Source organism: Streptomyces sp. SX-6 (assembly GCF_059089585.1).
Genome location: NZ_JBTHHU010000027.1, coordinates 1 through 13,277, shown reverse-complemented (window position 1 = coordinate 13,277; position 13,277 = coordinate 1). Strand labels below are relative to the sequence as shown.

The 13,277-nt window shown below is 70.5% G+C and carries 14 protein-coding genes; 7 read left to right on the top strand and 7 right to left on the bottom strand.

Annotation, left to right across the window (positions count from 1 at the left end; all coding sequences use genetic code 11):
- Positions 1-156: 156 nt before the first annotated feature.
- Both mihF and ACV530_RS26740 read left to right on the top strand, forming a co-directional pair.
- Complete coding sequence (gene mihF, locus ACV530_RS26745; protein ID WP_494335179.1) at positions 157-468, top strand: integration host factor, actinobacterial type; 312 nt, start codon at positions 157-159, stop codon at positions 466-468.
- Between the two features lie 154 nt (positions 469-622).
- Positions 623-949 (top strand): hypothetical protein, encoded by a 327-nt coding sequence (locus ACV530_RS26740; protein ID WP_494335178.1) that lies wholly within the window; start codon positions 623-625, stop codon positions 947-949.
- 20 nt (positions 950-969) lie between these two features.
- Here ACV530_RS26740 and ACV530_RS26735 read toward each other — a convergent pair whose 3' ends face one another.
- Together ACV530_RS26735 and ACV530_RS26730 are read right to left on the bottom strand one after the other, a co-directional pair.
- Complete coding sequence (locus tag ACV530_RS26735) at positions 970-2,271, bottom strand: radical SAM protein (protein ID WP_494335177.1); 1,302 nt, start codon at positions 2,269-2,271, stop codon at positions 970-972.
- Positions 2,272-2,510: 239 nt separating this feature from the next.
- A complete protein-coding gene (locus ACV530_RS26730) occupies positions 2,511-2,948 on the bottom strand; it encodes a MarR family winged helix-turn-helix transcriptional regulator (RefSeq protein WP_494335176.1) in 438 nt (145 codons plus the stop codon).
- A 114-nt stretch (positions 2,949-3,062) separates the two neighbouring features.
- On the opposite strand from ACV530_RS26730, the gene ACV530_RS26725 reads away from it, so the two are divergent.
- Positions 3,063-4,007: an MBL fold metallo-hydrolase gene (locus ACV530_RS26725; protein ID WP_494335175.1), complete on the top strand. Its 945-nt coding sequence runs from the start codon at positions 3,063-3,065 to the stop codon at positions 4,005-4,007.
- A 164-nt stretch (positions 4,008-4,171) separates the two neighbouring features.
- Complete coding sequence (locus ACV530_RS26720) at positions 4,172-6,022, top strand: S9 family peptidase (protein ID WP_494335174.1); 1,851 nt, start codon at positions 4,172-4,174, stop codon at positions 6,020-6,022.
- Here the strand turns inward: ACV530_RS26720 and ACV530_RS26715 are convergent.
- The 5 genes from ACV530_RS26715 to ACV530_RS26695 form a co-directional block, all read right to left on the bottom strand.
- Entirely contained in the window at positions 5,940-6,788 is an 849-nt protein-coding gene (locus ACV530_RS26715) for an SURF1 family protein (protein WP_494335173.1), read from the bottom strand. The genes ACV530_RS26720 and ACV530_RS26715 overlap by 83 nt on opposite strands.
- A gap of 59 nt (positions 6,789-6,847) precedes the next feature.
- Positions 6,848-7,951, bottom strand: a complete 1,104-nt coding sequence (locus ACV530_RS26710; protein WP_494335172.1) for a hypothetical protein — start codon at positions 7,949-7,951, stop codon at positions 6,848-6,850.
- Positions 7,948-8,640, bottom strand: a complete 693-nt coding sequence (locus tag ACV530_RS26705; RefSeq protein WP_494335171.1) for a SigE family RNA polymerase sigma factor — start codon at positions 8,638-8,640, stop codon at positions 7,948-7,950. The genes ACV530_RS26710 and ACV530_RS26705 overlap by 4 nt, the downstream gene beginning before the upstream one ends.
- A 339-nt stretch (positions 8,641-8,979) precedes the next feature.
- Entirely contained in the window at positions 8,980-10,251 is a 1,272-nt protein-coding gene (locus ACV530_RS26700) for an aspartate kinase (RefSeq protein WP_494335170.1), read from the bottom strand.
- A gap of 94 nt (positions 10,252-10,345) precedes the next feature.
- A complete protein-coding gene (locus ACV530_RS26695; RefSeq protein ID WP_494335169.1) occupies positions 10,346-10,678 on the bottom strand; it encodes an ArsR/SmtB family transcription factor in 333 nt (110 codons plus the stop codon).
- Between the two features lie 136 nt (positions 10,679-10,814).
- On the opposite strand from ACV530_RS26695, the gene ACV530_RS26690 reads away from it, so the two are divergent.
- The 3 genes from ACV530_RS26690 to ACV530_RS26680 form a co-directional block, all read left to right on the top strand.
- On the top strand, positions 10,815-11,300 hold the full coding sequence (locus ACV530_RS26690; protein WP_494335168.1) for a DUF6542 domain-containing protein: 486 nt from the start codon (positions 10,815-10,817) through the stop codon (positions 11,298-11,300).
- Complete coding sequence (locus ACV530_RS26685; protein ID WP_494335167.1) at positions 11,293-12,906, top strand: LCP family protein; 1,614 nt, start codon at positions 11,293-11,295, stop codon at positions 12,904-12,906. Before ACV530_RS26690 ends, ACV530_RS26685 begins: the two co-directional genes overlap by 8 nt.
- A 157-nt stretch (positions 12,907-13,063) precedes the next feature.
- The coding region (locus tag ACV530_RS26680) for a hypothetical protein (protein WP_494335166.1) at positions 13,064-13,277 on the top strand (214 nt) is incomplete at its 3' end.

Here is a 13,277-nt window from a genome sequence, read left to right as displayed (position 1 = left end):
GCGCACGGGCAGCATGCCGTCCGTGTGCCGCGTACCGCCGCGCGGAGCGGGCCGAACGGGCGCGCGCCCGGCGTGTGGTCCGGGCATGCCGGTCCGCATCCGGTAAGGATCTGGCAGGACAAATCGGCCACTCGCCATGGACCCTAAGGAAATGCCATGCCCCTGCCCCCCATGACCGCCGAGCAGCGCGCCGCCGCTCTCAAGAAGGCCGGCGAAACCCGACAGGCCCGGTCCGCTCTGCTGGAGTCGATCCGCAACGGCAAGGCGAAGCTGAAGTCGGTGCTCGGGAAGGCGAAGGACGACCCGATGATCGGCAAGACGAAGGTGTCCCAGCTGCTGCGCGCCGTACCGGGCCTGGGCCCCGCGAAGGTCACCGCGCTGATGGAGAACGTCGGCATCGACAGCGCCCGCCGTGCGGGCGGCCTCACCGACCGGCAGCGCGACGATCTCCTCTCCAAGATCAGCTGATGACGATCAGCTGATGCCCCCGGGCCCCGTCCTCACCCGGCCCCAGGGCAGGGCGGACGGGGCGCGTTCACGACGTCCCCGGGCCGCACCACTCAGACGCAGTTGAGTAGTTGTACTCATGTGGCCGTCCGGCACCGCGCCGGACGATGCCTTCATGGAGATCACACCCGCACGGCCGGACCGCATCCTCTTCATCGCCCCTGCGGTACTGCTCAACATGGCGACGTTCGGCTGCACCACCCTGTTGTCGGGCCTCAGCCTGATGCTGGGCATCTGGGCCGCCGCGTCCGGCGTGTACGCGCTGCCCTTCATAGCGACCCCGGCCATCGTCATCGCCGCGTACGCGGCCGTGCTCTTCGGCATCTCGCGCATACCGGCCGTCCGACGGCTGCGGGGTGACGCGCGCTATCTCGCACTGTCCACCCTCGCCGCCGTCGGTCCGCTCTCCCTCATGGGCGCGTTCTGGCTCCGCCTCCTGTGAAACCGCACAGCCTGTGAACGTCAGGCGGACAGGCTGTCCATGAACGAACTGACCGAGAACACCGCGCGCCCGGGCCCGGCGGGGCCGTAGCCGGGCGGGGAGTTCAGCCCGTACTCCTCCATCGTCGCCCGGTAGGCCTCGAGCAGCCGGATGTGGTACTCGAGCGGCGCACCCTGCGGATTGGCCTTGCCCAGCGGGGTGGTGGGCTCGGGGCACCAGGTGGTGAAGCGCGGTGTGATGCCGTGCGACATGAAGAACCGCAGGCCCTCGACCGTGGAGTCGATGGCCTCGCCGACCTTGGTGAAGCCGAAGGGCTCGGCCATCTCCACGCCCGCGACGAAGTTGGGGATCACGTTGCGGGGACCGAAGACCTCGGCGGAGTCCAGGATGCGGCGGTGCCATTCGTCCCGTCCGACGTACTGCTCCTTGCCGGGGCAGTACAGCTCGAACAACCGCCGGTCCCACACCTCGTAGTTGGGGTGGTAGATCCGTACGCCGTGGTCGTGGAAGCGCTGTACGTCCTCCTTGGGGAGGGCCTGGGCGACGACCTTGCCGATCCAACGGCCGGGAAAACGCTCCTCGATGGCCTTCGCGTACTGCCCGTAGAAGTCGGCCTCGTCGCGCCCGCCGACGTGGGAGGTGACCGCGCCGCCGGTCAGCGTGTACGCGGTGGACGCGCGGGCCGTGTCGTAACGGTCGATGATCTCGAGCGCCTCGAGGACCTCCTCGACCGGCTTGACGCCCGTGTACGGGCGTCCCGCGGCCTTGTGCTGGCGCCAGTTGTGGTTGATGTCGCAGTACTGGCACTCCTGCTTGGCGCCGAAGTACTGGCAGACCCTGAAGACCGTGAGGTAGATGAGGTAGCCCCACTGGATGGTCGGTGCTACCTCCATCACCGACTTGCCGTTCGCCAGCGTGTGCCGGTAGTACTCCGGCATCGGCGGCAGCCCCACCTCCGCGATCCGTGCCCCGTCGAGGTAGAGGCCGAGCATGCCGTCCTCGCCGGCCGCCACCCGGTACGGGGAGGCCGGGTTCACGCGGACGGACACCACCGTGCGGCGCAGCGCGTACGGGCCTCCGGTGAGCACGATCTCCTCCGGCGGGCGGCGCAGCGCGGCGGCGCCCAGTTCGGGGAGGGTGCGGTGGTCGAACGAGAAGATGAAGTACGACTTCGGCTTGATGTCGCCCGATTCGTTGTCGCTGAGTGCGGAGTCGTCGAAGGCGATACCTCCGCGCAGCAGGTCCTCCTTGATGACGGCTTCCCGCGGTACCTGCGGGAAGCGTGCCATCAGGTCCTCGACCAAGTCGGTACGGCTGGGCATGTGAGGGTTCCTCCGGTCCGGTCGCCGATTTCGTCCCGCCCCATGATCTCGCCGGTTCTGACACGGGTGTTGGGCATCGGCGACGGAACCGGCGAGGATCAGGGGAAGCGGGCGGCGCCCGTGGGGCCGGTGACCACTCGCGGTCCCGACGCTAACCGGAGGCGGCGGGTGCCGGAATCGGTCCCTGGTCCCGGCCGATCTCGGCACAAAGACCTAGGTTTCCCGCCTTATCGACCGCCTCATCGACCGCTTCGGCGGTGCACCACGGCCCGGTCGAGCAACTCCCGCAGGGCGCCCTGCTCTTCGAGGGTCAGGCCCGCCAAGGGCGACTCCTCGACGAGGAGTTCGAGCAGGCGCTCGCGCAGGGCGCGGCCCTCCGCGGTGAGGACCAGCCTCTTCGCACGGCGGTCGGTGGGGTGGGAGTGACGCTCGATGAGCCCGTGCTTCTCGAGCTTGTCGACGACGAAGGTGGCGTTGGAGGGCTCACAGCTCATGCGGTCGGCGAGTTCCCGCATCGTCATGGGTCCGGTGAGCTCGCGCAGCGCGATCGCCTGGGCGGCGGTGAGCCCGAGCGTGGCCGCGCGCTCGCGCACGTGATCGCCGATGCGGCGGGCCAGGCCGGCCACCAGGCCGCACAGCTCGCGTTCGGCGATGGCGTGGGATTCCCGGGTCGTCATGGGACACAGGCTAACAACCAGATCAAGCCAGAATATCTCTAGCTTGAATCATTCAAGCTAGAACCTTATGCTTGATGTTCGATCTTGTGGACTTCGCGACGTAAGAGGCGGGACATGACGGACCTTGCACACAATCAGGACGAACGACTGCGCCGCACGTCCCCGATGCGCTCGCTGCGGCTCGGCGAAGTGAAGGTGACGTACGTGCCGGACGGGGCGGTGCAGCTGAGGCCGCGCAGCTGGTTTCCGGCCACCGACGACTCGGTGTGGGAGGCCCACCGCGAGTACCTCGACGACACCGGGAACCTGGTGGCGAGCATCGGCGGCCTGCTGGTCGAGCACGGGGACCGGAAGCTGCTGATCGACGCGGGCATGGGCCCCGTGTCCCTCGCGGGACAGCCGGGCAACGCCTACGGCGACATCCACGGCGGCGCGCTGCTGGACAACCTCGCGGCGCTCGGCCACCGCCCGGAGGAGATCGAGGCGGTGGCGATCACGCACCTGCACATCGACCACCTCGGCTGGCTCTACCTCCCCGCCCCCGGCGACGACCGGCTCGCCTTCGCCCACGCCGACCATGTGCTGGCCGAACCCGAGTGGTCGCACCGCCACTTCGTCGAGGAGCACGGCACGGGTGCGGAGATCCTCGACGCGATGGCCCCGCACGTACGCACCGCGGCCGACGGCGAGGAGATCTTCCCCGGCGTGCGCCTGATGCTCACGCCGGGCCACACGGCCGGGCACGCCGCCTACGTCATCTCCTCCGACTCTTCCGGCTCCTCCGACTCTTCCGACTCTTCCGACTCTTCCGACTCTTCCGGCGGGGAACGGCTGATCGTCCTCGGCGACGCCATGCACTCCTCCATCCAGATCGCGCACCCCGAGTGGTCGTCCGCCCCGGACCACGACCCGGAGATGGCGGCGGACTTCCGGCGCCGGCTCGTCGCCGAGCTGGCGGAGCCCGGCACGATCGGCTTCGGCGTGCACTTCGCCGACGTGGTCTTCGGGCGCGTGCAGCGGGACGGGGACCGCCACTCCTGGCAGCCGCTGCCCGAGTGACCGACTGCCGCCACTCAACAAGCGTACGGGCAAAGGGACTTCGGGTCGCACGAAGTTCCAGGAGATCAGCCCTGCGGGTGAGCGGGTTGTCCACAAGCCGGGAGTCGTCCACAGACTGCGGTGCTCGCGGCCGCGTTGTCGGTCGGTCGGCGCAGAATGGGGGCATGACTGAGAGCAACGGGCCCCTGCGAGGCCATGCGTCCGTGCCCGACTGGGAGAAGCGCTTCCGGGCGCCCCGCGTGGGGCTTCCCTCCTGGGCGGAGGACGCCCCGGACCGGTCGATGTTCGTCTCGAACGCGACGGGCACCTTCGAGCTGTACGCCTGGGACAGAGCGACCGGCACCCGGCGGCAGGTGACCGACCGCCCCAACGGCACGACGGACGGGGCGCTGTCGCCGGACGGCGAGTGGATCTGGTGGTTCTCGGACACCGACGGCGACGAGTTCGGCAGCTGGATGCGCCAGCCCTTCCACGGCGGGCCCGACGAGCCGGCGACCCCCGGCCTCGAGCCGTCCTACCCGGCCGGGCTCGCCCTGGGCCGGGACGGCACGGTGGTCGTGGGCCGCTCCACGGACCAGGGCGGCTCGACGGTCCACGTCGTGCGCCCCGGTGCCGGGCCCGCCGAGATCTACCGGCACCCGGAGTCGGCGGGCGTCGGCGGCCTGTCCCACGACGGCACGCTGATCGCCGTCGAGCACACCGAGCACGGCGATGCCATGCACTCGGCGATCCGCGTCGTCCGCACGGACGGCACGACGGTCCGCGAGCTGGACGACACCCGCGACGGCACCGAGGAACTCGGCCTGTCCGCCATGGGCTTCGCCCCGGTCGACGGGGACTCCCGGCTCCTCGTCTGCCACCAGCGGCGCGGCCGCTGGGAGCCCATGCTGTGGGACGTGGTGACGGGCGAGGAGACCCCGCTCGACATCGACCTGCCCGGCGAGGTGGGCGCGGACTGGTATCCCGACGGCACGGCCCTGCTCATCGACCACAGCCACCAGGCCCGCAGCGAGCTGTGGCGGTACGACCTCGCCAAGGGCGAGCTGTCCCGCCTCGACACCCCGCCCGGCACGGTCTCCGGCTCGCTCGCCCGCCCCGACGGCTCGGTGGAGTTCCTCTGGTCCTCGGCCGCGAAGCCCCCGGTCGTGCGGTCCACCGCCGGTCACGTCGTGCTGGACCCGCCGGCCGGCGCGGACGGCATCGCCGAGGCGCCCGACTCGGTCCCGGTCGGCGACGTCTGGGTCGAGGGCCCGGGCGGCACGGTGCACGCACTGGTGCAGAAGCCCGAGGGCGAGGGCCCGTTCCCGACGGTCTTCGACATCCACGGCGGCCCGACCTGGCACGACAGCGACGCCTTCACCGCCGGCCCGGCGGCCTGGGTGGACCACGGCTTCGCCGTCGTGCGGGTCAACTACCGCGGCTCGACCGGCTACGGCCGCGCGTGGACGGACGCGCTCAAGCACCGGGTCGGCCTGATCGAGCTCGAGGACATCGCGGCCGTGCGCGAGTGGGCCATAGCCTCCGGGCTCGCCGACCCCGAGCGCCTGGTCCTGGCGGGCGGTTCGTGGGGCGGATATCTCACGCTGCTCGGCGTGGGCACCCAGCCCGGCTCCTGGGCACTGGGGCTCGCCGCGGTGCCCGTCGCGGACTACGTGACCGCCTACCACGACGAGATGGAGGCCCTGAAGGCCCTGGACCGCACGCTGCTCGGCGGCACCCCGGAGGAGGTGCCGGAGCGGTTCACCGCGTCGTCACCGCTGACGTACGTCGACGACGTCCGCGCCCCGGTCTACATCTCGGCCGGCGTGAACGACCCGCGCTGCCCGATCCGGCAGATCGAGAACTATGTGCGGCGCCTCGAGGAGCGCGGGCACCCGCACGAGGTCTACCGGTACGACGCGGGCCACGGCTCGCTCGTGGTGGAGGAGCGGATCAAGCAGCTCCGGCAGGAGATCGCTTTTGTGGAGCGTCATCTGGGCCGTCCGGATCCGGGCCGTCCGGCTGCTCGGGGATGATGCCGAGGGCCAGGTCGCGGACGGCCTCGACCTCGCGGCGGAAGAGCCGGAACCACATGAAGACGACGAAGCCCGCGAAGACGAACCACTCGCCGGTGTAGCCGAGGTTCTGGAACGCCTTGAGGTCCAGGCCGCTGTTGGGAGCGGCGGCGGGAGGCACCGGGGTCATGCCCCCGGTCGCCTCCGGCACGGTGATCCACGCGTCGTACACGTCGTACGGCACGAGGTTGACCAGCGAGGCCGCGCCGATCACGCCGAGCTGGCCCTTGGGCAGTCCGCCGGAGGACTTCACGCCCTTGGAGGTCGGGCCCTCCGGCGCCTGGAGGGCACCGGCCACGGTGACCTGGCCGGCCGGCGGTGCCGGGACCTTCGCGGCGTCCGCCGCGGAGCCCGCGTCGCCGGGCAGCCAGCCGCGGACGACGGGCAGCGCCTTGCCGCCGTCCGTCCGCAGCAGCGTCAGGACGTAGAAGCCGTTGCGGTCGCCCAGCTCGCGGTCCGGCACGAGCAGCTGGTGCGCGGCGTCGTAGCGGCCGGTCGCGGAGGCCTTGCGGCCGGAGGTCTCGGTGCTCACCGGCAGCAGGCCGCGCAGCGGCTCGGCCGCCGCCTTGCGCGCCTCGTCGGCGTGCGTCTGCTGCTCACGATGCGAATCGACGCGCGTCTCGAAGCGGCCCATCTGCCAACTGCCCATGAACAGACAGAAGGGAATGGCCACCAGGACGAAGACGTTGATCCCCCACCAGCGGGGAGTCAGCAGAAACCGATACACGCCCCCCACGGTACGGGCCGCGCCCCGCCGGGCCGCACCGGCCCCGGGTCCGGACACTCCTAAGGAGCGGGCGTGGGAGCGAGTGGCCCGGTGCGGTAGACCGTCCCGGCGCAGGCGTCCGGGATGCTGGCCTCCCCCGTCGCCGGGGCCCCCGCGTCCGGGGTGTGGGTGAGCACCACGCTCGCCGACTGCTGGGGCGTGGGTGTCGCCGACGCGTCCGGCTTGGCGTCGGGCGTCGCCGCCTCCGCGCCCGGGGACGCGCTCCGCGTGCTCGGCGTCGGAGTGGCGGTCCCGCCGCTCGCCTTGGCGCAGCCGTTCGGCCCGCCGCCCTCCACCGGCACCCAGGCGAACCTGACCTCGTATGCCTGGCCGGGCTGGAGGACCAGCTGGCCGCCGTCAGCGCCCGGGTCGGGCAGCCCCGGCGCCGGATCGCCCGGCGTGTGGTCGACCACCGAGACGTGTGCGTCCTGCGTCCCGCCCTTGACCTTGGCGGTGACCAGGCCCGGCCCCGCCACCGCACAGCTGGCGCGCGAGACGTTGACGACCCGGAACGCGCCGTAGACGCGGCCCGCCCGGTCCGCGGCGCCGACCGTGTCGGAGCCCTTGCCGAGCTGGTCGCGCGCGCAGACGGGAGCCATCGCCGTGAGCGAGGCGGCCGGGTCGGAGGGGAGGCCACTGGCCGGGCTCGCGGGCGAGGAGGGCCGGTCCCCGGTCCCTGTGCCCTTGCGCTGCCCGTCCCGGGAGGCCGTCCCGCTCGGGCCGCCCAGGGCGTAGCCGTCCCCGGTGCTGTCGTCCTCGTCGGGCGGCAGCCCCTGCGCGGTGGCCGTGGCATGCCGGTGGCTGCTCGTCGCGCTGGTCGAACGGCCGTCCGCCGTGCCGTCGGTGGCGGTGTCCGCGACCCGCAGCGCGGCGGGCAGCGCCACGGCCATCAGGACCGCGGCGGCCACGGCACCGCCGACGGCCTGCCGCCGCCGTGTCCGCCGGGCGGGCACGGCACGGCGCAGTTGCTCCAGCGCACCGTCGGTCGGCTCGATGCCGTCGACGGCACCGTGCAGCAGCTGCCGCAACGCCTGCTCGTCGAGCCCTTCGCCGAGTCCCTCGCCGCCGGCCCCGTCGCCGCGCGTGCCGAACTCCCGCGCGCCGTCCGGATCGTGATGGTTCATGCCGGAGCCTCCATGGCGACGCGGAGCGCCGCTATGCCCCGCGAGCCGTATGCCTTGACCGAGCCGATCGACAGGCCCAGCACCTCGGCCACCTGTGCCTCGGTCATGTCGGCGAAGTAGCGCAGGACGAGTACCTCTCGCTGCCGTCGCTGCAGCCCGCGCATCGCCTTGATCAATTGGTCGCGCTCCAGCTGCTCGTACGCACCCTCTTCCGCGCTCGCCATGTCGGGCATCGGCTTCGACAGCAGTTTCAGCCCGAGGATGCGGCGGCGCAGCGCGGAGCGGGACAGGTTGACGACGGTCTGCCGCAGATAGGCGAGGGTCTTCTCCGGGTCACGGACTCGTCCGCGCGCGGAGTGCACCCGTATGAACGCCTCCTGCACGACGTCCTCGCAGGACGCGGTGTCGTCGAGGAGCAGCGCCGCTAGGCCGAGCAGCGACCGGTAGTGGGCCCGGTAGGTCTCGGTGAGATGGTCGACTGTGGTGCCCGCTGCCATCGCCTCGTCAGCGTCTCCCTGCGACGGCACCGACTGCGGTGCGGTCTGGGGCGACGCCTGGGCGGGGATCTTGGCAGGACGGGGGGCGGACCAGGGAGCGATCACTGGCATACCGCCCGCGGCACGCGGACGCGGATTCGCTGCCGCGGCGCCGCGTCTCGGGGCTGTCGCGATGCTGATGACCTCTGCCACGCCTGTTGGACACGCTTCCCCCCGTCAGGGTTGTACGGGAGAGGAACAGCGGTTTGTGGCGTGGCGCGGGACAGCGCGCCGTGTGCCCTCATGCGTACCAGCTCTTCCCTCATCCCCCGAAACCACCCGTGATCCCTGAACACCCCCCGCACCCAGACCCCTTGAGTGCGGTGATCACAGAACCTTCACACCTTCCCCAGTATTGCGGAGCAGTCGGTGTACGGGCCATCACTTAAGTGATCTGTGCGAATCTGGGAGATTCTGAGAGGGGCGCAGGAGAGCAGCAGGCATGCCGATACGGCCCCGGAGGACGAACCCCCGGGGCCGGCCGGACCGGCCCTATCGGCCGGTGCCTCCGTAAACGACCGCTTCGTCGGTCTCGGAGTCCAGGCCGAAGGCGGTGTGCACGGCCCGCACGGCCTCGTTGACGTCGTCGGCGCGCGTGACGACCGAGATGCGGATCTCGGAGGTCGAGATCAGCTCGATGTTCACGCCCGCGTTGGACAGGGCCTCGAAGAACATCGCGGTGACGCCGGGGTTGGTCTTCATCCCGGCGCCGACGAGCGAGATCTTGGCGATCTGGTCGTCGTAGCGCAGGCTGTCGAAGCCGATCTTGCTGCGCGTCTTCTCCAGCGCCGCGATCGCCTTGCGGCCCTCGGTCTTCGGCAGCGTGAAGGAGATGTCCGTCAGCCCGGTGGCCGCGGCCGACACGTTCTGCACGACCATGTCGATGTTGATCTCGGCGTCCGCGATCGCGCGGAAGATCGTCGCGGCCTCGCCCGGCTTGTCCGGCACCCCGACGACGGTGACCTTCGCCTCGGAGGTGTCGTGCGCGACACCCGAGATGATCGCCTGCTCCATCGGCTGGCCCCCTTGAGGCTCGTTGCTGACCCACGTGCCCCTGAGCCCCGAGAAGGACGACCGCACATGGATCGGGATGTTGTAACGGCGTGCGTACTCGACGCAGCGGTGCAGCAGCACCTTGGAGCCGGAACTGGCCAGTTCCAGCATGTCCTCGAACGAGATCCAGTCGATCTTGCGCGCCTTCTTCACCACGCGCGGGTCGGCGGTGAAGACACCGTCGACGTCCGTGTAGATCTCGCAGACCTCGGCGTTGAGCGCGGCGGCGAGGGCCACGGCAGTGGTGTCACTGCCGCCGCGGCCCAGGGTGGTGATGTCCTTCTTGTCCTGGGACACACCCTGGAAGCCCGCCACGATCGCGATATTGCCCGCGTCCACGGACTGCTGGATGCGCCCCGGCGTGACATCGATGATCCGCGCTTTGTTGTGGACCGAGTCCGTGATGACCCCGGCCTGACTGCCGGTGAACGACTGCGCCTCGTGGCCGAGGTTTTTGATCGCCATCGCCAGGAGGGCCATGGAGATGCGTTCTCCGGCGGTCAGCAGCATGTCGAACTCGCGCCCGGCAGGAATCGGCGATACCTGTCCGGCGAGGTCGATCAACTCATCCGTCGTGTCACCCATCGCGGAAACCACGACGACCACTTGGTGGCCGTTCTTCTTGGCTTCCACGATTCGCTTGGCGACCCGCTTGATGCCCTCGGCATCGGCAACGGAGGAGCCTCCGTACTTCTGCACGACAAGGCCCACGTGCGCTCCTCGCAGCTTATGTGTATTGCGGTCCCTCCAGAGTCTAACGAGGGGCCGAATCCGGCCACGGGGCCGCCGCATGGTGAGACGCCGGTCAGCCGTGGGCCGCGTCGTCCTCCGGCTCCTGCACGGTCATCGCCAGCATCGTCCGGGTCACGGCGTCCAGCCGGGGATCCGTCACCGCGTAGATCTGGTGGCGGCCCTCGCTGCGCGCACGCACCGTCCCGGCGAGTTTCAGCCGCGCCAGATGCTGGCTCACGGCCTGTGGCGTCGCCCCCACCCGGCGGGCCAGCTGTGTGACGTCGCACTCACCCTGGGCCAGTGCCCACACGATGTGCAACCGCAGCGGGGAGGCCAGGAGTCCGAACATCAGGGCCGCCGCATCGAATGCCTGCGACGAGGGATCCTCACCTCTGACCCCTGCCATCGATGTGGCCCCTTCCCCTTTTACGCGCTTTGTCGCCTATGTCATACGCACAGGTTTTCCCCTGAACGCCTGTACAGAGTAGCCTCCATGCTTGCTACATTGCGCAACTATGCAATCCGGAGCGGGTGGAATGCCAATGACAAGCCGGCGGGCCAAGGCCCCGAGCGAATCACGCCGGGTTCCGGCGCCGCGTGGGCACGCGGGCGCCCGGCGCAGGCCGAAGCAGGCGCAGTCCGGCTCCGTCCGCTCGGTGGTGCTGCCGGTCCTCGCACTGCCGGTGGCCGGCGCCGCCGTGGACGAGCTGATCAACTCCTCGCTGGGCCTGATCTTCGTGTTCTCGGCGGCCCTCGGAGCGGCCCTCGCGGCGCTGCGGTGTTCGCGTGCGGGTGCCTGGTGGGTGGCGTACGCGCCGCCGCCTGTCATCGCACTGATCACTGTGGTCTCCGAACAACTGTCGGGCAAGACCGGGGCCCACGGCAAGGGGCTCACCACCGGGGCGGTCCACTGGGCCATCGACGCCTTCCCGGCCATGGCGGCGGCCGAGGCCGCGCTGCTCGCGGTGCTGGCGTTGCGGTGGCTGAAGGTGAAGCGAGGCGCGAGCGGGAGGAAGAACCGTGGCTGACGAGACGGGCGCCGGACGGCGCGGCAGGAACTCCGGCGGCCGGGGCCGCTCCTCGGCGCGCCGCCGCGGCGGCAAGAAGACGCCTCGCGGCGTGGTCGCCGGACGGGTCGTGGCCGGTGTGGCCTCCGCCGCGATCCTGGCCACCAGCGGCATCTCCTGGGCCACGTACAACTGGATCACCGGTGGCCTCAACACCTCCGACGCCCTCGACAAGATCGGCAAGAACGGTCCCAAGCACCTCGACGACTCGGTCAACCTGCTGCTGATCGGTCTGGACTCCCGCAAGGACATGAACGGTCATGACCTGCCGAAGGAGTTCGTCCAGGACCAACTCCACGCCGGATCCAGCGACATCGGTTACTACAACACCAACACGCTGATCCTGATGCACATACCCGCCGACGGCGGCAAGGTGCAGGCGTTCTCCATCCCCCGCGACGACTACGTCCAGACCTACAACGGCGACGGTTCGACGCAGGGCCACTACAAGATCAAAGAGGCGTACTCCAACGCCTACACCGGCGCCCACGACCGCCTCTACGCCAAGGGCGTCAAGGGCAACGACCTCGAGGCGCAGAGCCGCGAGGCGGGGCGCGAGGCGACGCTCGCGACCGTCCAGAACTTCCTCGGCGTCCCGATCGACCACTTCGCCGAGGTCAACCTGCTCGGCTTCTACGACATCGCCAAGGTCCTCCAGCCCATCCAGGTCTGCCTCAAGCACCCGGTCAAGGACCGCTATTCCGGCGCCGACTTCCCGGCCGGCCTCCAGGAGGTCAACCCCAAGCAGGCCCTGGCCTTCGTCCGCCAGCGCCACGGCCTCGACGGCGGCGACCTCGACCGCACCCACCGCCAGCAGGCATTCCTCTCCTCCGTCACCCACAAGCTCAAGACGCAGGGCGTCTTCGACAGCCTGAGCAAGCTGCAGGGTCTGTTCGGCGTGGTGAAGAAGGACCTCGTCATCGACAGCGGCCTGAACGTGCTCGACTTCGCCCAGCAGGCCACCAACCTCACTGGCGGCAAGGTCGAGTTCAACACCCTGCCGACCGAGGGCCCCGCCATGCGGAACCACGAGGACGTGGAGCTCGTGAACGAGGAGAAGGTCCGCGCCCTCGTGCAGGCGACCTTCAACCACGACCCCTCCGCCTCCGCGAGCAAGGACGGCAAGGACGACAAGGGCAAGAAGTCCTCCGCCCCCGAGAAGCCGGCCTCCGGCACCGTCGACGTCATCAACGGCTCCGGCAAGACCGGCGCCGCGGGCGACGAGCTCAAGGCGCTGGCCGCCCTGGGCTATACGGCCGGCCAGTCGTCCAACACCGACCCCGCCCAGGCCCACACCACCATCACCTACGGCAAGGGCGGCCAGGCCGCGGCCCAGCAGATCGCCAAGCGGCTCGGCGTCACCGCCGCCCCGCGCGACACGTCCTCCGTCCCGGCGGGCCACGTCCAGATCACCCTGGGTACGGACTTCACACCCAGCTCGAGCGGCGGCTCGGCCTCCTCCCCGTCGCCGTCGAAGTCCGCGTCGAGCCCGGCCTCTTCGGAGCCGGACAAGAACCAGTTCGCGGGCGAGGCGGTGAAGGAGGGCGGCATCCCCTGCGTCAACTGAGCCGTCGCGCCGCCATTCCCCGCGACGCGAAGTCGTGAGTCAACTCCCGCCCCATTGGCTGGAGTTGGCTCCTGACAACAGGGTGTCCGCAGAGCACTGTTATTCCTCCTACGGTCGGCTCCCGGCCGACAGGGCCCACTCCTGAGGAGGTAGACCAGTGACGCGAAGACCCATGACGCGTACCCGCCGTGTCCGCAGGGCCGCGGTTTCGGCTGCGCTGTTCGCCGCAGCGGTCGGCATGCCCGGGGTCGCGGCGGCGGCCACTGCGCCCGCCCCGCACCCGGTGTCACAAGGAAGCACGGATCTGAGTCCGGACTCGGAGATCTCGCTGCGCGCGACGACCTCGTGCTGCACGAGCTACTACCTCCGCC

Bases quoted from the DNA above. Each gene is read 5' to 3' on its own strand.
- mihF (WP_494335179.1), top strand. From the start codon at position 157: ATGCCCCTGCCCCCCATGACCGCCGAGCAGCGCGCCGCCGCTCTCAAG.
- ACV530_RS26740 (WP_494335178.1), top strand. From the start codon at position 623: ATGGAGATCACACCCGCACGGCCGGACCGCATCCTCTTCATCGCCCCT.
- ACV530_RS26735 (WP_494335177.1), bottom strand. From the start codon at position 2,271: ATGCCCAGCCGTACCGACTTGGTCGAGGACCTGATGGCACGCTTCCCG.
- ACV530_RS26730 (WP_494335176.1), bottom strand. From the start codon at position 2,948: ATGACGACCCGGGAATCCCACGCCATCGCCGAACGCGAGCTGTGCGGC.
- ACV530_RS26725 (WP_494335175.1), top strand. From the start codon at position 3,063: ATGACGGACCTTGCACACAATCAGGACGAACGACTGCGCCGCACGTCC.
- ACV530_RS26720 (WP_494335174.1), top strand. From the start codon at position 4,172: ATGACTGAGAGCAACGGGCCCCTGCGAGGCCATGCGTCCGTGCCCGAC.
- ACV530_RS26710 (WP_494335172.1), bottom strand. From the start codon at position 7,951: ATGAACCATCACGATCCGGACGGCGCGCGGGAGTTCGGCACGCGCGGC.
- ACV530_RS26695 (WP_494335169.1), bottom strand. From the start codon at position 10,678: ATGGCAGGGGTCAGAGGTGAGGATCCCTCGTCGCAGGCATTCGATGCG.
- ACV530_RS26690 (WP_494335168.1), top strand. From the start codon at position 10,815: ATGACAAGCCGGCGGGCCAAGGCCCCGAGCGAATCACGCCGGGTTCCG.